The 25,590-nt window shown below is 65.3% G+C and carries 25 protein-coding genes; 12 read left to right on the top strand and 13 right to left on the bottom strand.

Translation table 11 applies throughout. From position 1 onward, the window contains the following. Window positions 1–2: 2 nt before the first annotated feature. From ACQ651_RS14075 to ACQ651_RS14100, 6 genes are read left to right on the top strand one after another with little or no spacing between them, the layout of a single operon-like run. Window positions 3–740, top strand: coding sequence for a GntR family transcriptional regulator (locus ACQ651_RS14075; protein WP_227286914.1), 738 nt, complete (start codon window positions 3–5; stop codon window positions 738–740). Window position 741: 1 nt separating this feature from the next. Next, on the top strand, window positions 742–1,644 hold the full coding sequence (locus ACQ651_RS14080; protein WP_430449593.1) for an SMP-30/gluconolactonase/LRE family protein: 903 nt from the start codon (window positions 742–744) through the stop codon (window positions 1,642–1,644). Between the two features lie 3 nt (window positions 1,645–1,647). Further along, on the top strand, window positions 1,648–2,655 hold the full coding sequence (locus tag ACQ651_RS14085) for a hypothetical protein (protein ID WP_430449594.1): 1,008 nt from the start codon (window positions 1,648–1,650) through the stop codon (window positions 2,653–2,655). A 12-nt stretch (window positions 2,656–2,667) separates the two neighbouring features. Next, entirely contained in the window at window positions 2,668–5,040 is a 2,373-nt protein-coding gene (locus ACQ651_RS14090; protein ID WP_430449595.1) for a hypothetical protein, read from the top strand. A gap of 13 nt (window positions 5,041–5,053) precedes the next feature. Further along, on the top strand, window positions 5,054–5,908 hold the full coding sequence (locus ACQ651_RS14095; protein ID WP_430449596.1) for a fumarylacetoacetate hydrolase family protein: 855 nt from the start codon (window positions 5,054–5,056) through the stop codon (window positions 5,906–5,908). Further along, the gene (locus ACQ651_RS14100; RefSeq protein ID WP_430449597.1) at window positions 5,905–6,645 is read left to right on the top strand and encodes an SDR family oxidoreductase; all 741 of its coding nucleotides are present in this window, start codon (window positions 5,905–5,907) and stop codon (window positions 6,643–6,645) included. Before ACQ651_RS14095 ends, ACQ651_RS14100 begins: the two co-directional genes overlap by 4 nt. Window positions 6,646–6,833: 188 nt before the next feature. Here the strand turns inward: ACQ651_RS14100 and ACQ651_RS14105 are convergent, their stop codons facing one another. The 7 genes from ACQ651_RS14105 to ACQ651_RS14135 all read right to left on the bottom strand — a co-directional run bounded on the left by ACQ651_RS14105 (window position 6,834) and on the right by ACQ651_RS14135 (window position 13,197). After that, window positions 6,834–6,992 (bottom strand): hypothetical protein, encoded by a 159-nt coding sequence (locus ACQ651_RS14105; protein WP_430449598.1) that lies wholly within the window; start codon window positions 6,990–6,992, stop codon window positions 6,834–6,836. Between the two features lie 41 nt (window positions 6,993–7,033). Further along, entirely contained in the window at window positions 7,034–7,675 is a 642-nt protein-coding gene (locus ACQ651_RS14110) for a L,D-transpeptidase (RefSeq protein ID WP_430449599.1), read from the bottom strand. 259 nt (window positions 7,676–7,934) lie between these two features. Next, window positions 7,935–9,329, bottom strand: a complete 1,395-nt coding sequence (locus ACQ651_RS14115; RefSeq protein ID WP_430449600.1) for a multicopper oxidase family protein — start codon at window positions 9,327–9,329, stop codon at window positions 7,935–7,937. 67 nt (window positions 9,330–9,396) lie between these two features. Beyond that, window positions 9,397–10,065, bottom strand: a complete 669-nt coding sequence (locus ACQ651_RS14120; RefSeq protein ID WP_430449601.1) for a cupredoxin domain-containing protein — start codon at window positions 10,063–10,065, stop codon at window positions 9,397–9,399. A 243-nt stretch (window positions 10,066–10,308) separates the two neighbouring features. Further along, window positions 10,309–10,764, bottom strand: coding sequence for a c-type cytochrome (locus ACQ651_RS14125; protein WP_430449602.1), 456 nt, complete (start codon window positions 10,762–10,764; stop codon window positions 10,309–10,311). A 208-nt stretch (window positions 10,765–10,972) separates the two neighbouring features. Further along, window positions 10,973–12,478, bottom strand: coding sequence for an ATP-binding protein (locus ACQ651_RS14130; protein WP_430449603.1), 1,506 nt, complete (start codon window positions 12,476–12,478; stop codon window positions 10,973–10,975). Further along, entirely contained in the window at window positions 12,475–13,197 is a 723-nt protein-coding gene (locus ACQ651_RS14135) for a response regulator (RefSeq protein ID WP_430449604.1), read from the bottom strand. The genes ACQ651_RS14130 and ACQ651_RS14135 overlap by 4 nt, the downstream gene beginning before the upstream one ends. Window positions 13,198–13,366: 169 nt before the next feature. Between ACQ651_RS14135 and ACQ651_RS14140 the strand changes: the two genes are divergently transcribed. The 5 genes from ACQ651_RS14140 (at window position 13,367) to ACQ651_RS14160 (ending at window position 18,110) form a co-directional block, all read left to right on the top strand. Continuing rightward, window positions 13,367–13,954, top strand: a complete 588-nt coding sequence (locus ACQ651_RS14140; RefSeq protein WP_430449605.1) for an EF-hand domain-containing protein — start codon at window positions 13,367–13,369, stop codon at window positions 13,952–13,954. 238 nt (window positions 13,955–14,192) lie between these two features. Beyond that, window positions 14,193–14,870, top strand: a complete 678-nt coding sequence (locus ACQ651_RS14145) for a TVP38/TMEM64 family protein (RefSeq protein ID WP_430450331.1) — start codon at window positions 14,193–14,195, stop codon at window positions 14,868–14,870. A 48-nt stretch (window positions 14,871–14,918) separates the two neighbouring features. Continuing rightward, a complete protein-coding gene (locus ACQ651_RS14150; RefSeq protein ID WP_430449606.1) occupies window positions 14,919–17,255 on the top strand; it encodes a heavy metal translocating P-type ATPase in 2,337 nt (778 codons plus the stop codon). A 136-nt stretch (window positions 17,256–17,391) separates the two neighbouring features. Continuing rightward, the gene (locus ACQ651_RS14155) at window positions 17,392–17,586 is read left to right on the top strand and encodes a heavy-metal-associated domain-containing protein (RefSeq protein WP_227286928.1); all 195 of its coding nucleotides are present in this window, start codon (window positions 17,392–17,394) and stop codon (window positions 17,584–17,586) included. Window positions 17,587–17,654: 68 nt separating this feature from the next. Next, window positions 17,655–18,110: a DUF411 domain-containing protein gene (locus ACQ651_RS14160; RefSeq protein WP_227286929.1), complete on the top strand. Its 456-nt coding sequence runs from the start codon at window positions 17,655–17,657 to the stop codon at window positions 18,108–18,110. Window positions 18,111–18,579: 469 nt separating this feature from the next. Here the strand turns inward: ACQ651_RS14160 and ACQ651_RS14165 are convergent, their stop codons facing one another. After that, window positions 18,580–19,416, bottom strand: a complete 837-nt coding sequence (locus ACQ651_RS14165) for an alpha/beta fold hydrolase (protein ID WP_430449607.1) — start codon at window positions 19,414–19,416, stop codon at window positions 18,580–18,582. 123 nt (window positions 19,417–19,539) lie between these two features. Between ACQ651_RS14165 and ACQ651_RS14170 the strand changes: the two genes are divergently transcribed. Continuing rightward, complete coding sequence (locus tag ACQ651_RS14170) at window positions 19,540–20,346, top strand: helix-turn-helix domain-containing protein (RefSeq protein ID WP_430449608.1); 807 nt, start codon at window positions 19,540–19,542, stop codon at window positions 20,344–20,346. Between the two features lie 200 nt (window positions 20,347–20,546). Here the strand turns inward: ACQ651_RS14170 and ACQ651_RS14175 are convergent, their stop codons facing one another. From ACQ651_RS14175 to ACQ651_RS14195, 5 genes are all read right to left on the bottom strand, one after another. Then, window positions 20,547–22,319, bottom strand: coding sequence for an ABC transporter ATP-binding protein (locus ACQ651_RS14175; RefSeq protein ID WP_430449609.1), 1,773 nt, complete (start codon window positions 22,317–22,319; stop codon window positions 20,547–20,549). After that, the gene (locus tag ACQ651_RS14180) at window positions 22,316–22,483 is read right to left on the bottom strand and encodes a hypothetical protein (RefSeq protein ID WP_375551428.1); all 168 of its coding nucleotides are present in this window, start codon (window positions 22,481–22,483) and stop codon (window positions 22,316–22,318) included. The genes ACQ651_RS14175 and ACQ651_RS14180 overlap by 4 nt, the downstream gene beginning before the upstream one ends. Window positions 22,484–22,583: 100 nt before the next feature. After that, on the bottom strand, window positions 22,584–23,534 hold the full coding sequence (locus ACQ651_RS14185) for an ABC transporter substrate-binding protein (protein ID WP_227286934.1): 951 nt from the start codon (window positions 23,532–23,534) through the stop codon (window positions 22,584–22,586). 56 nt (window positions 23,535–23,590) lie between these two features. Beyond that, window positions 23,591–24,562 (bottom strand): ABC transporter substrate-binding protein, encoded by a 972-nt coding sequence (locus ACQ651_RS14190; protein ID WP_227286935.1) that lies wholly within the window; start codon window positions 24,560–24,562, stop codon window positions 23,591–23,593. 48 nt (window positions 24,563–24,610) lie between these two features. Beyond that, complete coding sequence (locus ACQ651_RS14195; RefSeq protein ID WP_227286936.1) at window positions 24,611–25,573, bottom strand: ABC transporter substrate-binding protein; 963 nt, start codon at window positions 25,571–25,573, stop codon at window positions 24,611–24,613. Between the last annotated feature and the right edge of the window lie 17 nt (window positions 25,574–25,590).

Genomic DNA, 25,590 nt, shown 5'->3' on the forward strand with positions numbered 1-25,590 from the left:
AAATGAAAAAACAGAAGAATTTCACGCCTGATGCCACTGGTGAAGGGTTCACTCTGCGCACCGGACAGCCGGCCTCCCTGCAGGTCTACAGATACCTGCGCTACGAGATCCTGCGCGGCGGGATCGAGCCCGACACGCATCTGTCCGAGGCAAACCTGTGCCATTACTTCGAGGTCAGCCGCCAACCCGTGCGCGAGGCATTGCTCAGGTTGTCTGTCGAAAACCTCGTCCGGATCTATCCGCAGCGCGGCTCGGTCGTAACGCGGATCTCGGTGCCGATGGTGCATCAGGCGCAACTGATCCGCGAGGCGGTGGAGGTGGAGATGGTCCGGCGCGCCGTGGACGCCCGCGATACCGGCTTGCTGCGCGCTCTGGACACAGAGCTTGAGGTGCAGAACACCTATGCCAAGGCCGGCCAATGGGCCCGATTCTTCGAATCCGATCAACGCTTTCATCAGCTCATTTTCGAGAAGTCCGGTGTCGCAGGGGTCTGGGAAGCTTTGGAAAGCTCCCATGCTCAGCTTGATCGCGTGCGCCAGGCCGATCTTCAGATGGAAGAGGTGATGGGCCTGCTGGTCGATCAGCACAGGTCGATCTTCGACGGGATCGCCGCCGGCGACGCACCCCGCGCGGTTCAGGCGATGCAGCAACATCTCCGGCGTGTGCTGGAGAGCCTGACACGTGCCCGCGCCCGCGCGCCCGAGCTGTTCGATGATGTCGATCCGGCACTGGAAGGCTGAGATGCGCGAGGTCGTCATAGCCGCCCCGGGCGTCCGGGATCTTGTCGGCGAAAGCCCGGTCTGGGATCCGCGCAGCGGGTGGCTTTACTGGGTCGACATCATCGGCCGGGTGATCCGCGCGCTGGACCCGGCCACCGGCGTCACGCGGGCCTTCAAGACGCAGGATTTTCCAACCGCGATCGGTCTCTGCCAGACACCCGGTCAGGCGGTTGTCGCCTTCGCCGCCGGTGTGGCGCTGGTGGATCTGGACACAGGCGCTGTCATACCCTTCGCCACCTTGCCCGGGGAGCCCGAGGGCAACCGCCTGAACGAAGGGGCCGTCGGGCCGGACGGCGCGTTCTGGGTCGGCACGATGCAAACCAATCTCAACCCCGATGGCTCCATGCGGAAAATGGACCGGAGCAGCGGGGCGTTCTATCGGGTCGGACCGGACCGTTCCGTGCAACGCGTCACCGATCCGTGCTTCGGGATCACGAACACCCTGGCCTGGGATGTGGCGCGGGGGCGGATGTATCTGGGCGACACGCTGGCGCAGAGCCTGTTCGCCACCGACTGGCCGGTGAACGACGCGAAGCCTGCACCGCTCCGGCCTCATTCTGCGGTGACGACCGACGGGTATCCCGACGGCTCCTGCATCGACGAAGACGGATATCTCTGGAATGCGCGGTATGCCGGCCGCTGTCTGCTCAGGATCGCGCCGACGGGCGAGGTGGCCAGCCGCATCGCAATGCCTGCGGAGAACATCACGGCCTGCTGCTTCGGCGGCCCGGATCTGAGCACGCTCTATGTGACGACAGCCGCCAACCAGCTTTCCGAAGATATGCTCTCGGACCCCTTCCAAGGGGCGCTTCTTGCCGTCGAGCCGGGTGTGCGCGGCCCCGCCCCCTATCTGTTCGGAGTATAGCGGATGGCGCCCTTCGAGCTGGTCTGGGATCGGGGTATCGCGCAGGTCGAGGCTGTCGGCGCGATGCTGGGGCCGGTGCGGCTTCACCTGTCCGATGGCCGTACCATTTCCCCTTTGGCCGTTGGCCCGTGGGGCGAGGACGGAGGGCCAGACCATGATGCGTTGCCCCCCATTCTGAAACGGCTACGGGGGGAATGGCCCTGCGTGCCCTTCGGTGCGCCCGACTGCCCGCCGGACCTGCCGGAGAGATGGCGCGGCGTTCCGTCCAAGGGAACGGGCACGGATTTCCACGGATACGGGTCGCACAACGCCTGGGAGTGCGTCGAAGACGGCCCCGGACGCCTTGTGCTTGAAATCACCTACCCCGAAGACCACGCCATCGCCGGCCTGAGGCGGGAGATCCGCGGCGTTGCCGGGAAGGCCGAACTTGAGATTTCTCTGATGATCACGGCCCGCACCGCCACGTGCCTTCCCATCGCGCTCCATCCGGTTTTTGCCCTGCCGCGAAGGCCCGGCGAGGCGGAGATCGTGGCCGAGGGCATGACCGGCGGGCATACATTCCCCGGCGTGGTCGAGCCCGGGGTTTCCCGGCTTGCCCCGGATCTCACCTTCGAAAGCCTTGAGGCGGTGCCGACACATCAGGGACCAATCGCGCTGTCGCGCCTGCCGCTGCCTGTCGACACCGAAGAACTCGTGCAGCTTTTCGGCGTGGCGGGCAGGGTCACGCTTTGCAACCATGCCGAAGCCTACGAGGCGTGGATCGCCTTCGATCAGACGGTGTTCCCCTCCGTGCTGCTCTGGGTTTCGAACCGCGGTCGCCGCGCCTACCCGTGGAACGGCCGGTTCACGGCGGTCGGGATCGAACCCTTGCGCGGCGCCTTCGATCTGGGCCCAGAGATTTCCTCCAACCCCGCCAATCCCATCGCCCGCTCCGGCATTCCGACCGCGCTTGAGCTGACCGAGGGGGAGGTTTTCACCACCAGCTACCAAATCGGCGCAGGCCGGATTTAAGGACAGTTCTCCATGGCCGACCGACCGATCACCAAGCTCTATCTGCTGAGCCATACCCACACGGATTTCGGCTATACCGACCATGTTTCTGCCGTGCGTCGGCATCACCGGAACATCCTCGACCGGGCGATCACGCTTTGCGAGGAGAGTTTCGATCTTCCCGACGGCGCACAACATCGCTGGACCTGCGAGTTGACCTCGACGACGCTCGATTTCCTGCGCCACGCCTCGACGCGGCAGGTCGACCGTTTTCTTGCGCTTCATCAGGCAGGGCGCATCGCCGTGGGGGCGCTGCGCTATCACTGGACGCCTCTGGTCAGCCGAAGCTTGGCCTTGCGCACCTTGCGGGATATCGACGCGTTGCGCGACGAATTCGGGGTGAAAATCCGCTCGGCGATGCAATGCGACGTAAACGGGCTTGCCTGGTTCTGGAACGACCTGCTGGCCGCGCGGGGCGTGACCTTCCTGTCCACCCATCAAAACCCGCATCGCGGCTATTTCGGGCCGAGGCAGCCATCGCTCTGGCACTGGGAAAACCGGACTGGCGGGCGCATCCTCGTGCATCAGGGGGAGCATTACGGATGGGGCGGCAACTTCCTGCGCTTGGGGCGTCCGGGCGAACAGGACGCAGACACTCTCGGAGCGATGCTGGCGCGCCACGCGGCAAGTACCGATTGGCCGCTCGACGCCTCCGTTCTTACCATCACGAACGCTGCGAACGGCGACAATGCCTTCCCCCAGACCGAGCTGTCAGCAGCGGTGCAGGCGTGGAACGCGCGCAACGATCTGCAAATGGAGATCGTGACGCTCGACCAGCTTGGGGACATTCTCGCTCGGGTTCCGGACCTGCCCGTCCAGAGTGGCGAGTGGATGGACAGCTGGTGCGACGGTGTCGCGTCAAGCCCGCTTGAAACCGCCGCCGCACGCAGCGCCGAACGGCTCCTGCCCGTAATCGAAAGGCTGGGTCCGCCCGAGGACGGATCGTTCGAGGAACTGATCGACCGCCTTGTGCTTTACGACGAACACACCTGGGGGGCGCACAGCGCGGCAACCGCACCGGACAACATTTTCGCAACCATGCAGCGGATCGAAAAATCCTCCTTCGCCTATGGCGCGTTCGCCGCAAGCCTGCATGCGGTGGCCGGGGCGTCGCGGCATCTGGCAAAAGCGCGCGGGGGCGGACATGCGGTCGAAGGGGATCCGGGCTTCACGGCGCAGTCTCATCCCGAATTGAGCGCCGATGCGCAGGGCTACATGGTCGCCAACCCCTCGACCCAGCCGATGGCGCTTGACTGGCCGGTGCCGTTCGACCGCGGGGCCGGCCCGCAAATCGCAATCCCGCAGGCCTATGGCTGCGATGCGTTTTTCCCGGGCTTCGGCGCCGATGGCTGGACCGATGCGCAAAGCCGGTTTCGACCTGACGGGCAGCACCGTCTACAGGCGCAACTGGCGCCGGGTGAAGTGCGGTTTCTGCGACCCACGCCGGTCGAGACGACCGGGGTTGAGACCGGCCCCGGCTGGATCGAAATACCCCTTGCCAGGATCGAGATCTGCCCCCAGACCGGCGGTTTCTCCCGCTGGCTCGACAAGGAGAGCGGGGTGGAGATGGTCGCGCCTGCAAGGCCCCTTCTTGCGCCGGTTTTCGAGCGGATGCGGCCGGGCGTATCCCGCCGGGATATTTTCCACGCCCCCTATTGGGAGCGCTCGGAGCGGCCGATGCAATGGAGCCCCGACCCGGTCTTCGACTATGACGTTCGGCCCGAGATTTCCTTCCACGACGGTGCCGGGTCCGGGGCGCTGCGCTGGACCATCGGCTTTCCGGGCAGATTTTCCGCCGAACTGCGCCTTGCGCCACAGGGGCGGGACGGCACATTCGTCGTGACCGCGCTTCAGCGCACAGAGCCGACCGATCTGCCCTATTCGGTTCACTGGCCGCTCCGCTTCGCCCAACCCGTCGAGACCACATTGATCGACACCGGCGATGGGATGATCGATGCGCTGGCAGACCACGTGCCAAGCTCCTGTCTGCGCTGGCAATGCGTGCAGTCCGGCCTCGGGTTTCGTTTCGGCGACGGCTCGGGCGTGGCCGTCGCCCCGCTCGACGCCCCGCTTTACCAGCCGGGCGGGCCGCATTGGCGGAACCCGCATACGGCCCCGGAAACCGCCGATGGCGGCACGATCTGGTCGATCAACACCCACTGGGACACGAATTTCCCGGTGCGCGTGACAGATCAGGCGCCGGCAAGGTTCGTTCTGCGCCGCCTGCCCGTGGCGGACGCCACGACAATCGGCGCGGCCCTGGAGCAAATGAGCGCCTGCCCCGTGATCGTGCGGGTGCCGGAGGCCGAAGAAATGTCCGCAGGCACCCTGCCGGGCGGAGCGTGAAGGAGGATACGGGATGAAATTCATGCGAATTGGCGCGGTCGGCGCCGAAACGCCCGCGGTGCTGGACGAAAACGGGATTGCGCGCGATATCTCGGAGATCGTTTCCGATATCGGGCACGAGACGCTGCCACATCTCGAAACCCGCATGGCGCCGGTCACCCTGTCTGATCTGCCCGAAGTGCCGACACACGGCGCCCGCATCGGCGCGCCCTTTGCCCGGCCCCGCAATGTCTGGTGCATCGGGCTGAATTACTCAGATCACGCCACCGAAGCCGGTATGCCTGTCCCGACCGAGCCAATCCTCTTCACCAAATCCGGCAGCACGGTCTGCGGGCCGAATGACCCGATCCTGAAATCGCCCGCCATGACCAAGCTCGACTGGGAAGTGGAGCTTGGCGTTGTGATCGGCAAGGCCGCGCTGGAAATCGGGCCCGACGCGGCGATGGATCATGTGTTCGGCTACACAGTGGTGAATGATGTGTCGGAACGGGCCTGGCAGCTGGAGCGGGGCGGGCAATGGTCCAAGGGCAAGGGCTATCCGAATTTCTGTCCGGCCGGTCCGCTGCTGGTGACACGCGACGAGCTTGGCGATCCGGGCGATCTTGCAATGCGGCTCGCAGTCAACGGCGAGACCTTCCAGAACGGCTCGACACGAACGATGATCTTTCCGGTCGCCGAGATCGTGCATTATCTCAGCCAGTTCTGCCTTCTGGAGCCCGGGGATCTGATCTGCACCGGCACGCCGCCCGGAGTTGGCATGGGCCAATCCCCGCAACGCTATCTCGACATCGGCGACGAGGTGGTTTTGTCGATATCGGGGCTTGGCGAGCAAAGACAGACCGTCATTGCCTCGGAGAAACGATCATGAGCGGAAAACTGGCAGGAAAGATCGCCGTGGTCACGGCGGCCGGGCAAGGCATCGGCCGCGCCTGCGCCGACGCTCTGATCGCGGCGGGGGCCGAGGTTCACGCCTCGGACATAAATGCCGAGACCCTTTCGACGCTGGACAGCGCAACACGCACGGTATTCGACGCGACGTGCGAGGAGGAGGTCGCAGCCGCCTTCGCCAGGCTGGACCGGATCGACATTCTCGTTCATGCCGTAGGCTATGTCCATCAGGGCACAATCGAGGAATGCACGCCCGACGAGTGGCAGCGTTCCAGCCGGATCACGCTGGACAGTTGCTACACCGTGCTGCGCGCGGGCCTTCCCAGAATGAAAGAGGCGGGCGGCAGTATCGTGACCATCGCCTCGGTCTGTTCGTCGATCAAGGGGTTTCCCAGACGGGCCGCCTATGGCGCGATGAAGGCGGGCGTGATCGGGCTGACCAAATCGGTTGCGGCTGATTATCTGAGCGCCGGCATCCGCGCCAACGCGATCTGCCCCGGCACCGTGGACAGCCCGTCACTGCGCGAGCGCGTCGCCGATCTTGCAGAAGAATTTGGAGATATGGACAAGGCCTGGGAGTTTTTCCTGAGCCGCCAGCCCACCGGCCGTCTGGGAAGGCCGGAAGAGGTGGCTGCGCTCGCGATGTATCTTGCATCCGAGGAAAGCGGCTTCATCACCGGCCAGGCGATCAATATCGATGGCGGCATCACGATCTGAAACGCCCAGGGAAGGCACAGGCAGGACGGCATCGGTCCGTATTGGCGGGGTCGTTGAGAAAGCTGGGATAGCGGTAGAGAAATCTGCAGGTTTTACTCCCCTGTTTTCGGTCAAGCGATATGGTCTGGGTTTAGGGGTGTTATCAAACGTGTCTTCTTTTCTGAAAAGGGGCTTGGATGATGTGGCGGTCAGGCGGTTTCCTCGCGTCGGGCCGACCGCCCTCCCCAGAGCCCTATGACCACGATCCCGGGATTGCCGGCGGCATCGGGCAGCCTCACCTGGGTCAGCACCGGTTCGATGAACAGGAACCGGAGGTTGAAGACAACGAGCGGGATCGCGCCCGTCAATCCGAAGACCAGAACGGTCGCGGAGGCGACCCCATCGCACGTCAGGCCGGATAAAGGCGCGCTGTCACACCGATGTCGACCTGTTCAAAGAGACCGTTGATATGCGCCATGACCATGCGGACGCAGCCGGAACTCGCCCTTGATCCGATCGATCGGGAAAAGGGTGTGCCGTGAATGCGGAGATAGGTGTCACGCTCACCGACATAGAGGTAAAGGGCGCGAGACCCCAGGGCATTGTCAGGGCCGGGCTCCATTCCATCTTCGTATTGCGCATAGAGATCGGGTTCGCGCTCGATCATGGAACGGGTCGGCGTCCAGTGCGGCCAGCGGACCTTGCGACGGATCGTGTAGATGCCGGGTTCGTACAGATCGTCCCGCCCGATAGCCACACCATATCTCATCGCCGTCCCGCCCTCTTCGACATGGTAGAGATAGCGCGCCACGGCGTCGACATGGATGTCACCCGGCCTCAACCCGTCTTTCGCCAAGACCCGGGTCGGCAGGAAGCGCGGATGCAGACCCCACGGGTTCGACGTGGCAGGGTCGTAATACGGCGGGGTGACTTGCGCATCCCATTCAGCCTTCTGCGCCTCGCTTGGCCAGGTGCCTGCCGAAAGTGGTGCGACGATGGGGGCCGAGAACATGGTGGCGGTCGTCATGATGAAGTGGCGGCGTGTCAGCATCTTGGCATTCTCCGCTTGGTTGATCGATGAAGGGGCCATCCGCTACGGACGAGGCGAAGGCCCGGATCGGAGGCAGGCAGGCTCTTGATGCCGGGGTTGTCCGGGATCGTCTCGGGGACAGGTGCCCGCAGGAGATAGACGGAAAGACCGTCCAAAGTCGCGCCCATGGGAGAGGAGGCGGCTTGCGCCTCGGCCCCAGAGATTTCATCTGCCCGCCAACGAGCAACCGAGACGGAGGCGTTGGTGGCGGCATGCCGCATCAAACCACCCTCATCCACGTCATCATGCCCGACTCGGCATGAGAGAGCATGTGGCAATGAAACAGCCAGTCGCCCGGGTTATGTGCGACGAAGGCGATCTCCCGCGTCTGGCCGCCATAACTCAGGAGCGTGTCGCGGAGCGGCCCCAGCGTGCCGTCCGTCGCAATCTCGTGGAAATGCATACCGTGCAGATGCATCGCATGCGGAAACGCTGTGTCGTTCACGATTTCCAGACGGACGGGCTCGCCCAGAGACAACTCCGCCAACGGCGCGGCCGTCATACCTATCATATCATTGAAGGCCCAGAACTGGTTGGCCTCGGCCATTTCACGGAAGGTTCTGCGCTCGCCGTCCAGCACCGCGGACCGGAGCCGTCCCATCGCACCGCCGCCCATGTGAAGGCGCAGGCGGCGCGCCTGCGCAAGATCCGGCGCGCCCATGTCGGGGTTCGGCGGCAATGGATCGGGCATGTTCGCCCGCGCGTTGGACGAGCCCGGCATCACCGGGAAGGCCGACTGGACGAACCCCTCGCCATTGTCGACGCGGACCAGATACGCCGTCTTGCCCTCTTCCGCCACGACATCCACGAAGAGGTCGGCACGCTGGCCCGGACCGAGCAGAACAGTGTCCGACAATGGCTGCGGCCTCTCCAGAGGCATCCCGTCGAGCGCCATGACCCAGCCGTTGAGGCCGGACAGGGCCAGTTCGAAGATCCGGGCATTTGCCGCGTTAACAAGACGGAGCCGCAACCGCTCATGACGCCGCACATCGAGGCTGTGATCGTATTGTCCATTCGTCGCGATGAAGTTGCCAAGCCGGCCCGCATGGCTTCGGTCGTGAGACCGCGAGAAGTCCGCGTCGATCTGCGCGGTGTCCTGGTTGAGCAGCCAATCGTCGAGGATCAGCACCTCATCGCGGTCCACATCCGGCCTTTCTGGCTCCTCCACCACAAGCGCGCCGTAGAGACCGCGAGCGACCTGTTCCATCGAGCGATTATGCGCGTGATACCAGTAGGTACCGGCATCGGGAGCGACGAAATCGATATCGAAAGAGGCGCCGGTGGCGACAGCTTGCTGCGTCAGGCCCGGGACCCCATCCATCGCATTGTCGATCCGCAAGCCGTGCCAGTGCAGTGATGTGGCCTGAGGCAGGTCGTTGAGCAGCCGCCGGACCACGCGTCCGCCCTGACGGACCCGGATCAACGGGCCGGGCATGGTGCCGTCATAGCCCCAGATCTCTGTTTGGGGGTAAGCCGGTGGAGCCAGTTGCACGCTGGCTTGACGGGCGACAAGTCGGCTTTGAGGGGGCTCCGGTTCGGCCCAGGTGCGGGATGCGACCGTGGTCAGGAAGGCCGAGGATGTTGCCCGCATCAGAAAGTCGCGCCGTGTCTGCATGGTCGTTCCACCTTTGAGGAAAGCGGACCTGCGGCTGCGGCCGCAGGTCCATTGGATCTTGCTGCGCTCAGCCCTGAATTTCGATATCTCCGACCATGCCCGCTTCGAGATGGCCGGGCACGTTGCACCCAAATCCGATTTCGCCAGAGCCGGAGAACGTCCAGATCACTTCGCCGGTATCCCCGGGCGTCAGCAGGACGCTGTTCGGGTCTTCATGCATCATGTCGGCCTCCCGCATCCGGTCATGCCGGATTTCCCGGGTCGTCATCATGCCGGACTGCATCATCTGACGCATCTCGTCGGCGTGCGAGCGCCATGTTTCGCGGGTGCCGAGATTGAATTCGTGTACGAACCGGCCGGAATTCGTGACGACGAAACGGATCGTTTCGCCTTCCTGAACTTCGATCACGTCCGGATCGAAGGCCATCTCGGTCATGTCGATCTCAATCGTACGATCAACGTTCTCGGCGGTGCCCGGCTCTCCAGGGAGGCCGTGGCCGGGATCGGCAAGTGCGATCGCCGAAGAGATCGCAAGAATTCCTGCGGCGAGGAGTGGGGTAAGCATATTTGTGGTTTTCATCTCAACGTTCCATTTGCTCGGTTTCCTGTCTGCATTGGTGCAACTGTCGTCCGACTCAGCCTCTCGGTGGTGGCAGCGCAGGAGGAACGGTTCGGCTCGGGCCACCGGTTCGTGCCAGAGAGGATGCGCCACCGAATTCCGCGGTTTGACGTTCAAATCCGGGATCGTGGACGAGCACGGCCGCCACCTGACATTGGAGGCCCGGATGGCAATGCCGGCTCACTGCCGCCGGCCAACCGTCAGCACGGCCCGATTGATCGCCCGCATGACTGTACGGCTCACCCTCCTCCGAAACTGCGCCCTGCGCCATTACGGCATCAGGCAAGGACGACACGATGGCGGCCAGCACGACGCAGGCAAGCAGAACCGCCATACACCGGATGCTGCCGGCCATTCGCATCAATTTATCCCGTTCGCGCGCTGAAGCTCACGAATATACGCGGTGATGGCCATGACATCGGCACGCGTGACGCCCTCCACCGGCGGCATGTTCCCGAACTCCCAGTGATGTGCCCGCACGCCGTATTGAACCGCTCGCTGAAACGCCTCATCCGCATGATGGCCGGGCTCATAGATGCGATGGACGAGCGGCGGCGCTATTCCTTCGCGACCTGCGGCATTGCTGCCGTGACATACCGCGCAGGTCACCTCGAAGGCCCGCTGGCCGATCTGGGCCCGACCCGACAGGCTATCGGGAAGCCGCACCTCAACCATGGGGGCGCCTTGTGCAATCGCAGCGGTTTCTTGCTGCGCAGGCGACCCCGGATCGCCCGCCTTCGGAGAAGAGAGCCACCATCCGGCTCCCGCGATCCCTGCAATCAACACGATGGCGGTAATGGATTTACTTGTGTTCATTCCGCTTTCTACAGTTTCGCGCGCATTCTCTTTGACACGACATCCTCATACCCCCATCGCGCCATCCGGCAACATGACAAGGCAGTGATTTTTGTATCGGTATGTATCCCCCGCTCGTCCCGCGCGTCAGGTCGGCGGACAGGGACAAGCCAAACAGATCCGTGTCGGTCCATTCGACATTCCAGAATCGCGGCCCCGGATCATGTAATCATATCTCCCCCGCCAGTTCGGGTCCGCGGCCGCGGCCATCGGGACCGAGGGGACCGGGGCGACCGCCGCTGTCTGTCCCGGCATTCTCAACGCTTCTTTCCTTCGAAGAGCCGATGCGGGGCAGGACACCCGCCAGCGGGACGACCATGGTCGCCACAAGCCCGCCTTGCGGACGGTTCGCCATACGGATCTCGCCACCATGCGCCCGGATAATGGAGCGGGCGATGGACAGCCCAAGCCCGTGCCCGCCGGTCTCGCGTGAACGCGACCCTTCGAGCCGGAAGAACGGGTCGAAGACCTGCTCCAGCTTGTCGGAGGGTATGCCTGGCCCCCGGTCGCGTATCTCGATCAGCAGGGTGTCGTCGTCGGTTCGCCATGTGATCTGCGCATCACGACCGTACCGGGTTGCATTCTCGGCCACGTTGCGCAGAGCGCGGCGGAACGCGACGGGCCGGAGGCGGGCCTCAACTCCCGGGCCGCCAACGATATCGGGCGGGTCGATCATGTCCGCGACCAGATCGTGCAGAAAGGGACCAATATCGACCGTTCTCGGCTCCTCGGTGCCGGTCAGGTCCTCCGCGAAGCTCAGCGTGGCCTCGGCCATGGTCTGCATTTCCTCGATCGACTCGATCAGGCTTTCGCGGGTCTCTTCCTCGTCGACCAGCTCGGCCCTGACGCGCAGCGCCGTGAGCGGGGACCGCAGATCGTGCCCCACCGCGGCGAGCACACGCGTCCTGTCGGCCACAAAACGGGTCAGACGATCCTGCATCTGATTGAAGGCCCGCGTCAGATCCTCCACCTCTTCGGGACCGACAAGGGGCAAAGGCACCGCGTCCTCGCCGCGGCCGAGCCGCTCTGCCGCACCGGCGAGCTTCCGCAACGGCCCCGTCAGCCGCGTGACCAGAAACCAGCACATCGTGATCAGCATGAGCGCGGCCGTAAGGGCGAAGGTGAGTGTCGAGAAAAGTGGCCATTGCAGCGGCGGACGCTCAAACCGGGTCCCGACATTCAGCCACCGGCCACCTGCAAGCGCGATGGACAGGGTCATTTCCAGTGCCGCCGTCTCGCCTTGCATCATGGAACGGTGCATTTCCGCCATCTCGGGCGAGAGGTTCGGCAATGGAAGGACCGGCGTTTCGATATCGTCGAGCCTGACCCGGATGTCGCGGCTGTAGCTGTCGCCCAGAAGTGCCCGCACACGCGCTTCCACCGCTGCCGCGTGATGGTGATCGGGCTCGGTCACACTGGGTGTGTCGGACAAATCGAACCGGACGAGCGGGGAGTCCGCGGCGCGCAGGATCGACGCCTGAAGATCGGGCGGCGCCTCTTCCAGAAGCCGGGCGACATTGGCGGCCCGGCCCGCAGCCTCGAAGCCGAGCGCCGCACGGATGGCGAGACTTCGCTCGTCCACGAACAGCCACAGGCTGATGGCCTGTGCGACGACGAGCGCGGCCATGATCAGGATCAGGAGTTGCGATCGCAGGCTTCGGAAGGGACGGATCATTCGATGACCTCGACATCGGCAACCAGACAATACCCGCCGTTCCTGACCGTGGTGATGATCCTTGGTTGCAGCGGGTCGGGCTCGATCTTGCGTCGCAGCCTGCTGATCTGATTGTCGATCGTCCGGTCCATGGGTCCGGCGGCACGGCCCGAGGTCAGATCGAGCAACTGATCCCGGCTGAGAACGATACGCGGTCTCTCCAGCAACACGGTCAGCAACCGGAAGTCCGCTGTCGTCAGGGCCAACCGATCGCCGCGCGGCGTCGCGATCGCGTGCCCATCCGTTTCCAGTGTCATGCCCGCGAAGCGAACACGTTTTCCCGCGAACGCGCCGGCGTGATTTTCAACTGTCGAACTCCTCCGCAGCACGGCCTTTATCCGCGCCAGCAGTTCGCGGGGGTTGAACGGTTTCGGCAGATAGTCATCGGCGCCGAGTTCCAGCCCGACGATACGGTCCGTCTCTTTTCCGAGCGCGGTCAGCATGATGATCGGGAGCTTCATTTGCGGCGCCAGCCTGCGGCAAACGGAAAGCCCGTCCTCGCCCGGCATCATCACATCGAGCACCAGAAGATCATAGTGACCTCCGGCAAGGCGCAGATCCATTTCGATCGCATCCTTGGCCGCAGTTGCGCGCATGCCGTTCTTTTCCAGAAACCGGGTCACCGATTCCCGGATCTGACGATGGTCGTCCACGACCAGGATATGGGGGCTTGCGGACATCATCTCCCTGTCTAACAAACCGGCGTTTCCCGGTCAGAGCCAGTTTTGTCTCCGTTTGTATCAGACCGGCCGCCTGCGACACGCGGATACAAATCCGTCCATGACGCCGGTTCCGATTTCCGGTGTGACTACCGACATGATGCGGGCAAGGCAAACGGAGGATCACAGAATGAATTTGCGTGGAAAGATGGCGGCTGCCGGAGTGGCGGTTGTGCTGACAGCCGGGGCCGCCGCCGCAGATAGCGGGCCGCATCATGGCGATGGCGACAGGATGGGAACGGGCATGCATGGCGACATGATGCAGATGATGATGCGCATGCATGGCATGATGGGTGGCGGCGGCATGATGCCGGGCATGGGCATGATGGGCGGCCAAATGGGCATGTCTCCCGGAATGGGAATGATGGGCCCCATGGGCATCATGTCCGACATGGATGGGGATGGCGACGGCGTTGTGACGCCCGAAGAGGCGCGCGCGGCGTTTGGCAATTTCCTCACCGAATATGATGCGAACGGCGACGGAACGCTGTCCATCCAAGAGTTCGAAACGCTGCACAGCGCACTCATCCGCGAGATGGTGGTCGACCGGTTCCAGCATCTGGACGCCGATGGCGATGGAGCGATTACGGAGGAAGAAATGCAGGCGCCGGCCTTGAAGACTCAACTTATGCAGGGCGGGCGCGCGCATATGACGGAAGGCAGCGGAAGCACACCGGGCCAGATGATGGGCGGCGGCGGACGCATGCAGGATAACTGACATCTCTGTCAGGACACATCGCAATCCGGGGCCGGAGTGATCCTCCGGCCCGGAACCGTCCTTGGCGGAGGGGATGCCCGAGATGCCCTATTCACATGATCGCCAGCCGACGGGCGAAGGCTCTGCGCAAGGCTTCGGCAGGGCGGAGGGACGTCCAGGTTCCGGCGTCAGCCGCATCTCTGCCTGGGTGACATGGATACTGGCCTTTGCCGTCGTGATCGGGATCGCGGCCGCCGCTATGGGCGTGCTCGACATCGACCGCGCCATGGTCGATGCATGGGTGACAGGCGCGGGGGCCTGGGGACCGCTTGCCGTGATCGGCCTCATGGCAATCGCCGTGGTGGCAAGCCCGATCCCCAGCGCACCGATCGCATTGGCCGCCGGTGCAGCCTATGGGCATTACGCGGGCGCCGTCTATGTGGCGCTTGGGGCCGAGGCGGGCGCGCTTATCGCGTTTCTGGTCGCAAGGGGCGTCGGGCGCGGACCTGTCGAAAGATGGCTTGGCGACAAAGCCGACTACGGATTGCTCGGATCCCAAAACGCGCTGACGCTTGTCGTCTTCGCAAGCCGTCTCCTGCCCTTCGTTTCCTTCGATGGCATGAGTTATGCCGCGGGCCTCAGCCGGCTCCAACTCTGGCGGTTCGCGCTTGCGACGATGGCCGGTATCCTCCCCGCCAGTTTTGTTCTCGCGCATTTCGGAAGTGTCGCCGTCGATGGCGGCCTGGGCATGACATGGATCGTTGCAGGGCTGGGTCTGGCGACGGCGCTGCCGATCCTGATGCTTGCCCTGCGCCGGTCGCATCGCAAGGGCAAATCCAATCGCGACCCGGAGCGGCAAACAGAGCCGACCGAGCCCTGCCCGCGCCAACGTGCAGCCCATGAAGGGGCCCAAGGCAATGGAAGGCCCACCCCTTGACCTTCCAGTAACTGGAATCCCTACATTGTCCGCCTAAGGAGAATTTGAATGACCGATCACACTCATCGACATCATACCGCCGAACCCGCTCCGGGCATGGAGATCGCGGCAGATCCCGTTTGCGGTATGCAGGTCGAGATAGGCAACGGCGCACGGTCGCGGGAGTATGGCGGCGATACGTTTTGGTTTTGCTCTGAGGCCTGCGAAGATGCGTTCCAAGCGGATCCTTACTTCTACGCGTCCGGTTCCGCGTCCAGCCGCGCCGCCATCGTAAACCCCGACGCCGTCTGGACCTGCCCGATGCACCCCGAGATCATCCGCGATGAACCGGGAAGCTGCCCGATATGCGGCATGGCGCTGGAACCGGTGGTGCCCTCCGATGAACCAAGCCACGAGCTTGTCGATTTCACGCGGCGCATGTGGATCTCCGCGGCGGCGGCGGTCCCTCTTGTCGCCATTACCATGGGCGACCTCGTCGGGCTCGACCTGCGCGGTTGGCTCGGGCACCGCGTATCCGTCTATGCGGAATTCGCTCTCGCAACCCCAATCATCCTCTGGGCGGCGCTGCCGTTCTTCCGCCGTGGTATCGATTCGATCCGCAACGTTTCGCCGAACATGTGGACGCTGATCGCGCTTGGCGTGGGTGCGGCCTATCTCTACTCACTGGTGGCGACCTTCGCGCCCGGCGTGTTCCCCGATGAATACCAGATGGGCTATGGCGTCGGCACCTATTACGAGGCCGCCGTGGTCATCGTCGCGCTGGTGTTCGTCGGACAGGTGCTGGAACTGCGCGCGCGCGAACGCACCGGCGACGCGATCCGCGCGCTGCTCGATCTCGCGCCCAAGACCGCCCGGCGCATACTGCCGGACGGCAGCGAATACGACGCGCCGCTGGAAAACATCGTCGAAGGCGACCTTTTGCGGGTCAGGCCGGGCGACAGCGTACCGGTGGACGGCGAGGTGATCGAAGGCCGGTCCTCCGTCGACGAGAGTATGATCACGGGCGAACCCGTGCCGGTGGAGAAGACAACCGGCGCGCGCGTGACCGGCGGCACGATCAACAAGAACGGCACGCTGGCGATCCGCGCGACGCAGGTCGGCGCGGACACGGTGCTGGCCCAGATCGTCGAGATGGTCGCCGGCGCGCGGCGGTCGCGGGCGCCGATACAGGGGCTGGCCGATCGGGTTTCGTCGGTCTTCGTGCCGACCGTTGTGGTCATCGCCATCGTCGCTTTCTTCACCTGGCTCTCCTTCGGTCCCGAACCCGCTTTGGCCTACGCCATCGCTTCGGCCGTCTCCGTGCTGATCATCGCCTGCCCCTGCGCGCTTGGGCTCGCCACGCCGATCTCGATCACCACCGCGGCCGGGCGCGGCGCGCTGGCCGGTGTGCTGATCAAGGACGCCGAGGCGCTGGAACGGATGGCGCGGGTCGATACGGTGATCGTCGACAAGACCGGCACGTTGACCGAAGGCAAACCGAAGCTCACCGATGTCTTGGCGCTTGAGGGGCACGAGGAGACCGAGGTCCTGTCACTCGCCGCCGCGCTGGAACGCGGCTCGGAGCATCCGTTGGCCGACGCCATCGTCGAGGGCGCCCGCGCGCGCGACCTGGAGCCCGGACGGGTGGACGACTTCGACGCGGTCACCGGCAAGGGTGTCCGCGGCATCGTCGGCGCCCGTCCCGTCGCTCTCGGCAACCGCGCCATGATGGAGGAACTGGGCATTCGGACCGATGCCGCCGAGGAGACGGCTGACGGATTTCGTATCGAGGGAAAAACGGCGATGTTCGTTGCCGTCGACGGGGCGCTGGCGGGGATTGTGGCCGTGGCCGACCCGATCAAGGCAAGTACGCAAGCCGCGATCCGCGACCTGCATGCCCTGGGGCTGACGGTGATCATGGCGACGGGTGACAACCAGCGCACAGCAGAAGCGGTGGCACGGAAACTCGGGATCGACGAGGTGCGGGCCGGCGTCCTGCCGGAGGACAAGAAGAACCTTGTGGAGGAACTCCGCGCCAAGGGAGCGAAGATCGCCATGGCGGGCGACGGCGTGAACGACGCGCCCGCCCTTGCGGCGGCGGATGTGGGCATCGCCATGAGCACCGGCGCGGATGTGGCCGTCGAAAGCGCGGGGATCACCCTCATGCGCGGCGACCTCGTGGGGCTCGTGCGCGCCCGGAAGCTGGCCAAGGGCACCCTGCGCAACATCAAGCAGAACCTGTTCTTCGCCTTTGCCTATAACGCGGCGGGTGTGCCCATTGCAGCCGGGGTTCTCTTCCCCTTCGTCGGACTGTTGCTGTCGCCCATGATTGCGGCGGCCGCGATGAGCCTGTCTTCCGTTTCGGTGATCTCGAACGCGCTCAGACTTCGGCGGCTGGACCTCTGACGGGTATGGATTGGAGCGCCTTCAAACCCGCCGGGAAATCGGCCGCAAGGTGTTGTGGCCCCGCGCAACGGTCTTCCAATGGGCTTGCCTCCTGCGCGCGAGCCTCTAGAAATCAGCATGAAAAGGAGAACCTGAAATGAGGTTTCACGTCCCCGACATGAGCTGCGGCCATTGCACGGACGCCATCGACAAGACCCTCAAGGCGATCGACCCCGATGCCCGGGTCGATACCGATCTGGCTTCAAAGACGCTCACGGTCGTGTCGAACAAGGATGCCGTTGCGCTTCAGGCCGCTCTCAGAGAGGCCGGCTATCCCGCCACCCCGGTTTGACAGGATGAAACGATCCTTCGGTGCAAAAGGCTTTCGCTGATGAACGGAGTTTTGGAATGGATAGTCAGATGAACAGACGTGCTTTTCTTCTCGCGGGCGCTGCGGCCGCCGGACTGGCCGGCAAAGGTGCCGCGCAAGCGCTGGCGCCGCGGATGCAGGTCTACAAGTCGCCGACCTGCGGATGCTGCTCGGCCTGGATCGAACATGCAGAGCGCGCAGGATTTGCCGTCGATGCGCAAAACCTCGATCAGGACACGCTTTATGCGCTCAAGGCGCGGCTCGGGATCGCGCCCGAAATGGCCTCCTGCCACACCACGCTTGTGGACGGATATGTGGTCGAGGGCCACGTGCCCGTCCGCGATATCCAGCGTCTGCTGGCCGATCGCCCGGACGCGCTCGGGCTGACGGTTCCGGGCATGCCGATCGGGTCGCCGGGCATGGAGATGGGCGATCAACGCGAGGCGTTCGATACGCTGCTGGTCCTGCGTGACGGGACGACCGAGGTGTTTGAGCGACACGCGTGAATGAGTTGCCTAGGGGCCAGTGATTTGCCGGCAATCTTTGAAACCGTGGGGCCGGTTCGTCTGGCATGATCCGTCGACCGGTTCCGAGGTCGAAGCGATGCGCCGAGCGTCGGTTGGTTTGGGCTGCATGCATCTTCGGACAAGCTCCGTGGCCTCCCGATCACTCGAAAATGCGGCAGGATTGCATGACACCTGCGGTTTAAAGGTACGCCTCGCGACGGCCGATTCGCCAATCACAAAGGCTGGTGCGCCATGCCCGTCGGCAATACTGGGCACAACCAGGAAGACCGCTATTGGCTGCCGATCAACAAAGGCGATCGCATAGCAATGCCGTTGCGTGGAAAGGCAGGGCATGCTGTTTCTCGCCTAGCTCGATTGCGCACGCCGCTCCGTTGCTACTTCGGGCTGCCTCTCGGAAGTGGTTGGCTGTTGCAGGTCATTAGCGACAAGTCGCTTGCGAGAGGGCAGATCAGGCGTGCCCCTCCATCCAGTCCATCAGAAGCCCGGTCACCCTGTCGGGCTGATCGAGCATCAGCCAGTGGCCGGCCTCATCGACCTGCTCGAACTGCCATTCCGCCTCCATGAACCGTTCGGAGTCCGCGATCTGCGGTCGCCACATGAGCTCGTCCTGCGCGCCCCAGAGGCCGAGCGTGGGCACGGTGACGGGCACCGGCTCCGGCAGCTGGCCCGTCAGCGCGGCGAGCAGGATCTCGGCCACGGGATGCGCCAGTTCGATCCGCCGCATGGCCTGCAGATAGTCCGGCTCGGCCACCATGCGATCTGCGATGGCATCGCGCTGCGGATGGCCGGCGAGAAAGAACCGCATGAAAGCCCCGTCGCTCGCCCTAAACAGTTCCGGCGCCAGTTCGGTCTGGGCGAGCAGGAAGTACCAGAGGTTGCTCAGCTTGCCATGGTCGAGATCGAACAGCGCCCCGCTATGGCCGACCGACAGGGCAGCATAGGACGCGAACCGCTGCGGGGCCGACGCCACCATCTCCCACCCGACCACCGCGCCCCAGTCATGGGCGACCAGATGGGCGCGGGCAATGTCCATCCTGTCCATCATCAAAAGCAGATCGGCGGCAAGGCGCGCGCCGGTATAGCGGCCAGTGTCCGGATGCCGCTCGCTCTTGCCGAAGCCCAGAAGGTCCGGCGCGAGCACGCGGTAGCCGGCCTCGACCAGAGCGGCCACCTGGTGCCGCCATAGATCGCCATCGTCGGGCCAGCCATGGATGAGGATGACGGTCCTGTCCCCCGCGCCATGCTCCCTGACGTGATAGGTCGCCCCGTTCAGCTCAATCTCCATTTGCGTACCTTTCTGACAACTGTTGAAGCCCTGACCGCAGAGCGGTCTTCGGCCATTGACGGATCTTTCCCGATCTCACAGCTTGAAGGTAATGGATGCAATTACCCCCAGGTTATCGAACCGATGGACAGGCGCTCGCCCTTCGCGATCATGCTGAAATCTCGGCGTCATGAACGCCGTCTGTCGCAGCTCGACCTCGCCATGGAGGCCGGGATCAGTCAGCGGCATCTGAGCTTCCTGGAAAGCGGGCGGTCGAAGCCCGGCCGCGACGTCGCCGCTCGGCTCGCACGGGCTCTGCGGCTGGCGCCGGAGCTGGCGAACGCCTTCATGGCGGAGGCCGGCTTCGCCCCGATCTTCCCGGCAAGAGCGATCACCGATGCCGCCATGGCGCCCGTGCGGAGCGCCGCCGCGCAAGTGCTGCAGGGCCACATGCCGTACCCGGCGGTGCTGGTCGATGCGGTGGGTGACGTTCTCGATGCCAACGTGGCTTTTGACGCCGCCCTGTCGCTCTTCGGCGATCCAGCGGAGCTTTGGGACCGAACCCATGAGGGCAGGCAACAGAACCTCTACCGGCTGACGCTCCATCCCGCCGGCACGGCCGCAGCGCTGGTTAACTTCGGCGACGTCGCCCGCGCGACCCTGCAGCGCATGGCCCGCGAGGGGCAAGCAGGTCCGCGCCTGGCAGCCCTGATCAAGGAGATCGTCGGCTGGGGCACCATCGATCCGGCTTGGGCAAGTCCCGGCTGGGGACCGTCGCCCGCACCCATCTTCGCCGAGCGCTACAGGATCGGGCATCAGATGCTGAGCATCTTTGCCGTCACGACCCGGTTGGGCACGGCAATGGATGCGATTGCGGGAGGCCTCAGGGTCGAAAGCTACTTCCCCGCCGACCACAGGACGCAAAAGGTGATGGAACGGCTAGAGCGGTGAGGCTTCGGAAGTCGAGATGCAACCATAGTGGGAAAGTCCAGGTTTCTCGGGGATCGCAGCTCGTTCTTCGAGGCGCGGATCTGGCCAAATATCTCGATGAGGAGGTATGGATCCCCGAGTGCGGTGGGGAGCATGCAGTGTCCGCATTCAATTGCTTTCACTCCCAAGACCATCAGCAGCAGAGATAGCCCAGGCGCTCGTCACGCCGCTGTCCCCAGTTGGGCCCGCGCCAGGGCGGCGTAGCGACCCCCGCGAGCAAGAAGGTCGATGTGTGTGCCCTCTTCCGCGATGCGCCCGCCGTCGAGAACGAGGATGCGGTCGGCGCCGCGCACGGTGGACAGGCGGTGCGCGATGACGATTGCGGTGCGGCCCTCCATGAGCCGGTCGAGCGTGGCCTGGAGCCGCGCCTCGGTGGCGGCGTCGATGGCGGAGGTCGCCTCGTCCAGCACCAGGACCGGCGCATCCTTGAGAACGGCGCGCGCGACCGAGAGGCGCTGCTTCTGACCGCCCGAGAGGCGCACGCCGCGCTCGCCCACCCGGGTATCGAGACCTTGTGGCAGCGCCTCAACGAAGGACAGCGCTTCAGCGGCGGCGAGAGCGGCGCGGATCTCCTCCCGCGACGCCCCCTCGCGGCCCATGGCGACGACCTCGCGCACCGTTGCATCGAAGAGAAACACGTCCTGGCTGACGCGCGCCACGCTCTCGCGCAGGGGGCGCAGCGCGAGGTCGCGCAGGTCGCGTCCGTCGAGCGTGACACGGCCCCCTTGCGGATCGTGGAAGCGCGACAGAAGGGCGGCAACGGTGCTCTTGCCCGCGCCGGTGGGTCCGACGATGGCGACGGTCTCACCGGGGGCGACGGCGAAGGAGAGGCCGTGCAGGACCGCGCCGCCTTCCTCATAGCCGAAGCGCACGTCCTCGAAGGCAATGGCGCCGCGGACGGGACGCGGGTCCACAGCACCGGGCGCCTCGGCGATCTCGGGCGCGGTCGCCAGAACGTCCTCGATCCGGCGCATCGCCGTGAGCGCCTTGTGCAGGGCCTCGGAGGCGCCGACGACCACGTAAAGCGGCTGGTAGATGGCGGTGACAAAGAGAAGGACCGCGATCAGGTCCGCGACCTCGACCCGTCCGGAGGCGAGGCCGGTGCCGCCCACCCAGACGACAAGCGCGATGGCGAGGCCCGTGGCCCCGTCCACGGCCGGATCGAAGCGACCGATCAGCGTGCGGTTCGCGATCTCGCGCCGGGCGAGCGCGCGCGACCCGCGCGACAGGCGCGTGCGCATGGCCCGTTCGCGCGCGAAGCCCTGGATCTCGATCATGCCGCCGACGTGGTCCTGCACCGTGCCGGCCAGCGCCGCGCCGCGTTCGGACTCTTCGCGGAAGGACGGCCCGACCTGGCGGCCCTGCCAGAGCACATAGGCCAGTGCGACCGGCAGAGGAGCCACGGCGACGAAGGCCAGCGCCGGGTCGATGAAGAGCATCACGATGAGTACGCCCAAGCCCACCACGGCCGAGGTCACGAAGCCCTCAACGCTGTCGGCCAGCAGCGGCTCGATACGGTAGCTGTCCTCGGTGACGCGTGCGACCACCTCGCCGGAGGGACGGCGGGCAAACCACGCGGGGGCCATGCGCTGAATGTGGGCGTAGAGCGCGAGGCGTGTGTCGTGGCAGGTGCGGAAGGCGGCGACATGGGCGTAGTGGAAGATGCCGAATGCCGCGGCCGAGCGCAGCGCATAGGCTGCGACGACGGAGAGCGCCAGCAGCCCGATCCCGGCTACGGCCCCCTGCTCCACCCGGCCGATTATCTCGCGCACGATCATGGGACCGGCGAGCGTGCCGGCCGTCTGCACCGCGATCAGCCCCGCGACGACGGCGACGATGCGCCGGTACCGTCGCAATGGCGCAAGCGCGCGATACCCGAGGAGCGGGCGGATGGCGGCGCCTGCGGGCGGCGCAGGTAGAGCAGAGCCGGTCATTCGCGCGCGAGCCGGTCAGCGAAGGAGTTGGGCTGGGATCCGCCGTCCGGCGCCATCCCGAACATCCCCTTGGCCACGTCGTCGAGGATCGTACCGGCGTCGATGTCCAGAACGACGGTCGGGGCGAGCGACAGCGCCACGAGCAGGAGAGGTATGTGTCTCATATATCGTCTCCGTTTTTGGTTTCGCGCACGGTCGAGCCGGTCGCCGACGAAGGGCACGGCGGCGGCGGCCGACATGAGGAGGTCGGCCACCGTCCGGCCCCTATTCGGGCCGCCGGACGATCTCGTCCGAGGTGGTGACGGTAAGCACGACAAGGCCGAGCGCCATCAGCGCATCGTAGGAGGCCGATGTCGCCTCGTCGCGCGGCAGGATCACCATCTGTCCCTCACGGCAGGCATGCAGCACCTCGCAGAAGGACGGCAGAACCGCCTCCATGGCGGCGACAGCATCGGCGGGCGTCTGGCCGGCATCGTTGCGGTAAGTCAGGAAGACGATATCGGCGTCTAGATCGGGCAGGCGCTCGGCGCTCCAGGTCTCGCTCGTGCCCTCGGGGATCGCGTCCACCGCCGACGGGAAGGAGAAGCCCGCGTCGCGCAGCACCTTTCCCAGCGCGGAGTAGGTATGCTGCACATAGATCTCGCCCTCGACGCCCTGCAAGACGGCGACGGTGATCTCTTCGGTCGGCACGAGGTGCCGCAGCTGTGCGATCTGCGCCTCGTAGCGGGTCTGGAGCCGGTCGAGTACGTCCTGCGTCCCTGTCGCCTCCGCCAGGAGCGGGAAGACGTCGATGGTCTGCCGCGCCGTCGTGTCGAGAACAACCGTCGGCGCGATGGCCGAGAGTTGCTCCACATCCGCGGTCTGCCAAGTGGAGGTGAGGATGAGGTCGGGCGCTGCGGCGGCGACGGCCTCCACGTCGGCCGGGTTGCCGCCGAGATAGCTGATCCCGGAATTGTCGAAGTCGTAGCCCGTCACGCGGATCGAGCCGCGGATGAAGGGCGTACCATCCGGTGTGGTGCGCCCGTGGCTGCCCACGGGGATCACACCCAGTTCGATCAGCGGCGTGCCCAGATTCTTGTCGTGCAGCACCACGATGCGCTCGGGGTCGGCGGGAACCTCCACAGTGCGGCCGAGATCGTCGGTGACGGTGCGGGGCTCCTCTGCGGCGGCGGGAAATGCCGCGAGGAGAGCGGCGGCGAGGGCGGGACGAAGCATGAGTTTCTCCTTTCGAGTATATGCACCGGGGGGCCGCTCGCGCTGGCCCACCGAGATCAGCGGTCCGGCAAGTTACGCGCAGCATGAGTGGTCACGAGGTGCAACAGCGTGTTGAGCTGCGCGAAAGCCGTGTCGCCTGCGACCTCTCGCGGCAGCAACACGTAGCGGCCTTCGGCGCAGGCCGTGAGCACGTCGCACCAGGCGGGAAAGATGCCGTCCATCCGTTCCCTCGGGCTTGCCAGCGTATCGCCATAGGCAATGGTGTACGTATCGAAGATGTAGTCCGCCTCGAGTTCGGGCAGGATTTCCGCGCTGACCTCCTCGCCCCAGACGACGCCGCGATCCGCCATGGTCTGGGCGAATGGAACGCGCTCCATCCCCAGGTCATGCAGGACATGCGTGAGCCCGCCGTACCCCGCGAAGACGTTCAGCTGCCCGTCCCAACCCTGGATCTTGGCGTAGCTCATGCCGTCGAGTTGCGGCAGGAGGGTGCGCGCCCGCGCGACATTCGCCTCGTAGGCGGCGCTCAGCCGCTCCCATGTCTCCAGACGTCCAGCGGCGTCGGCCACGTCGCGCGAAAACCCCAGGAGGTTGGCGGGGTCCGAGCCGATGAGGACCGTGGGCGCGACCGCCTCGTACTTCGCGAGATCCTCCAGATCCACCTCGCGGCCGATGATGAGGTCCGGCGCCAGCGCCGCGATGGCCTCGAAATCCATCGCCTGGAAACTGCCGACATAGGCTATGCCTGAGTTCTCGAAATCGAGGCCCGTCAGGATGTCGACCGAGCGCATGAAGGGCGTGCCGCCATCATCAAGGCGGCCATGGCTGCCGACAACGGGCGCGCCGATCTCGATCAGGTTGAGCGTGACCTGCTGGTCGTGCAGGCCGACGATGCGTTGCGGCTCCTCTGGGATGCAGGCGATCCCGCCGAGATGGTCGAAAGGGCGGGTGCCCGCCGCGCAATCCTGCGCCGTCGCGGTGACGGGAAGGGCCATGAGGACGGCGAGAAGGATGGAAATGCGCATCATCGGTGTCTCCTGTTACTGGTGCGTGCCTGGCCAAAGTGCCGCCGCGGCTCATTCGGTCACGAGGTCGCGGTCCAGATCCTCGCGCAAAAGGATCGTCGCGATCTGGTCGAGGCCGTTCTCGGCCTTGCCCCAGGCGGACCCGACCATGGCGATGCCGTCGAGCGGATAGACCTGACCGGCCCGCGTCACGGCCATGGCCTGCACCAGCGGGTGCGCGGTGAAGGCCGCGTGGCTGTCAGAGGCGCCGCCGTCATCCGCGTCGTAGACCAGATGCAGCATCGCATCCGCCTCGTGCCCGCCCACGGTCTCCATGGCGCGGTACTCGCGCTCGGAGCCAAGACCCCGTTCCGGCGCGGGGCGCACGGGGTCGAGCGCGCGCAGGACCATGCCCAGCGCCTGTGTCGGGTTTGCAGGATAGAAACGCCCCCCGGATTCGTCGAAGGTGAGGACCGAAACGGTCGTGGCGGCCAGCCTGTCGCCCAGCGCGTCGCGCGTCTCGGCGGCCTTGGCCTCGAACCCGGCGCGCAGCTCTTCGGCGCGGTCGGTGCGGCCTACGAGGTCGGCGAACTGCATCAGCGCGTCCTCCAGCGGCTGCTGGAACATGTCGATCACCACGACCGGCGCGATCCCGCCCATCAACTCCGGCGCCTCCGGCGGCCATGGTGCGGCGACGATGAGATCGGGCTCCATGGCGGCGACGGCCTCGGCATCGAAGGGGCCGCGATAAGAGCCGATCCATTCGACCTCCGACGTGTCGTAGCCCTCCATGCGGCGGAAGATGCGGGTACCGTCGGACTGGACGTGCCCGAAGCTGGCGACGGGCGTGACACCCAGCTCCATCAGCGGCAACAGCCCGTTCTGATCATGGAGCGTGACGATCCGCTGCGGGTTTTCGGGGATGCAGGTCGTGCCGGCGCCGTGCGCGAAGGCACGCTGGCCGTCGGCGCAATCCTGCGCTAGGGCAGGCAGTGCAAGGGCCGCGAGGATCGCGGCGAGGGGAATTCGGAGCATGTCGTGCCTCCATCGGT

It is taken from the genome of Rhodophyticola sp. (assembly GCF_965284195.1).
Lineage (GTDB): Bacteria > Pseudomonadota > Alphaproteobacteria > Rhodobacterales > Rhodobacteraceae > Rhodophyticola.

What these genes read in the sequence shown, in the direction of transcription:
- ACQ651_RS14075 (WP_227286914.1), top strand. Translation starts at nt 3, where the DNA reads ATGAAAAAACAGAAGAATTTCACGCCTGATGCCACTGGTGAAGGGTTC.
- ACQ651_RS14080 (WP_430449593.1), top strand. Translation starts at nt 742, where the DNA reads ATGCGCGAGGTCGTCATAGCCGCCCCGGGCGTCCGGGATCTTGTCGGC.
- ACQ651_RS14085 (WP_430449594.1), top strand. Translation starts at nt 1,648, where the DNA reads ATGGCGCCCTTCGAGCTGGTCTGGGATCGGGGTATCGCGCAGGTCGAG.
- ACQ651_RS14090 (WP_430449595.1), top strand. Translation starts at nt 2,668, where the DNA reads ATGGCCGACCGACCGATCACCAAGCTCTATCTGCTGAGCCATACCCAC.
- ACQ651_RS14095 (WP_430449596.1), top strand. Translation starts at nt 5,054, where the DNA reads ATGAAATTCATGCGAATTGGCGCGGTCGGCGCCGAAACGCCCGCGGTG.
- ACQ651_RS14100 (WP_430449597.1), top strand. Translation starts at nt 5,905, where the DNA reads ATGAGCGGAAAACTGGCAGGAAAGATCGCCGTGGTCACGGCGGCCGGG.
- ACQ651_RS14110 (WP_430449599.1), bottom strand. Translation starts at nt 7,675, where the DNA reads ATGCTGACACGCCGCCACTTCATCATGACGACCGCCACCATGTTCTCG.
- ACQ651_RS14115 (WP_430449600.1), bottom strand. Translation starts at nt 9,329, where the DNA reads ATGCAGACACGGCGCGACTTTCTGATGCGGGCAACATCCTCGGCCTTC.
- ACQ651_RS14125 (WP_430449602.1), bottom strand. Translation starts at nt 10,764, where the DNA reads ATGAACACAAGTAAATCCATTACCGCCATCGTGTTGATTGCAGGGATC.
- ACQ651_RS14130 (WP_430449603.1), bottom strand. Translation starts at nt 12,478, where the DNA reads ATGATCCGTCCCTTCCGAAGCCTGCGATCGCAACTCCTGATCCTGATC.
- ACQ651_RS14135 (WP_430449604.1), bottom strand. Translation starts at nt 13,197, where the DNA reads ATGTCCGCAAGCCCCCATATCCTGGTCGTGGACGACCATCGTCAGATC.
- ACQ651_RS14140 (WP_430449605.1), top strand. Translation starts at nt 13,367, where the DNA reads ATGAATTTGCGTGGAAAGATGGCGGCTGCCGGAGTGGCGGTTGTGCTG.
- ACQ651_RS14145 (WP_430450331.1), top strand. Translation starts at nt 14,193, where the DNA reads ATGGGCGTGCTCGACATCGACCGCGCCATGGTCGATGCATGGGTGACA.
- ACQ651_RS14150 (WP_430449606.1), top strand. Translation starts at nt 14,919, where the DNA reads ATGACCGATCACACTCATCGACATCATACCGCCGAACCCGCTCCGGGC.
- ACQ651_RS14155 (WP_227286928.1), top strand. Translation starts at nt 17,392, where the DNA reads ATGAGGTTTCACGTCCCCGACATGAGCTGCGGCCATTGCACGGACGCC.
- ACQ651_RS14160 (WP_227286929.1), top strand. Translation starts at nt 17,655, where the DNA reads ATGAACAGACGTGCTTTTCTTCTCGCGGGCGCTGCGGCCGCCGGACTG.
- ACQ651_RS14165 (WP_430449607.1), bottom strand. Translation starts at nt 19,416, where the DNA reads ATGGAGATTGAGCTGAACGGGGCGACCTATCACGTCAGGGAGCATGGC.
- ACQ651_RS14170 (WP_430449608.1), top strand. Translation starts at nt 19,540, where the DNA reads ATGGACAGGCGCTCGCCCTTCGCGATCATGCTGAAATCTCGGCGTCAT.
- ACQ651_RS14175 (WP_430449609.1), bottom strand. Translation starts at nt 22,319, where the DNA reads ATGACCGGCTCTGCTCTACCTGCGCCGCCCGCAGGCGCCGCCATCCGC.
- ACQ651_RS14180 (WP_375551428.1), bottom strand. Translation starts at nt 22,483, where the DNA reads ATGAGACACATACCTCTCCTGCTCGTGGCGCTGTCGCTCGCCCCGACC.
- ACQ651_RS14185 (WP_227286934.1), bottom strand. Translation starts at nt 23,534, where the DNA reads ATGCTTCGTCCCGCCCTCGCCGCCGCTCTCCTCGCGGCATTTCCCGCC.
- ACQ651_RS14190 (WP_227286935.1), bottom strand. Translation starts at nt 24,562, where the DNA reads ATGATGCGCATTTCCATCCTTCTCGCCGTCCTCATGGCCCTTCCCGTC.
- ACQ651_RS14195 (WP_227286936.1), bottom strand. Translation starts at nt 25,573, where the DNA reads ATGCTCCGAATTCCCCTCGCCGCGATCCTCGCGGCCCTTGCACTGCCT.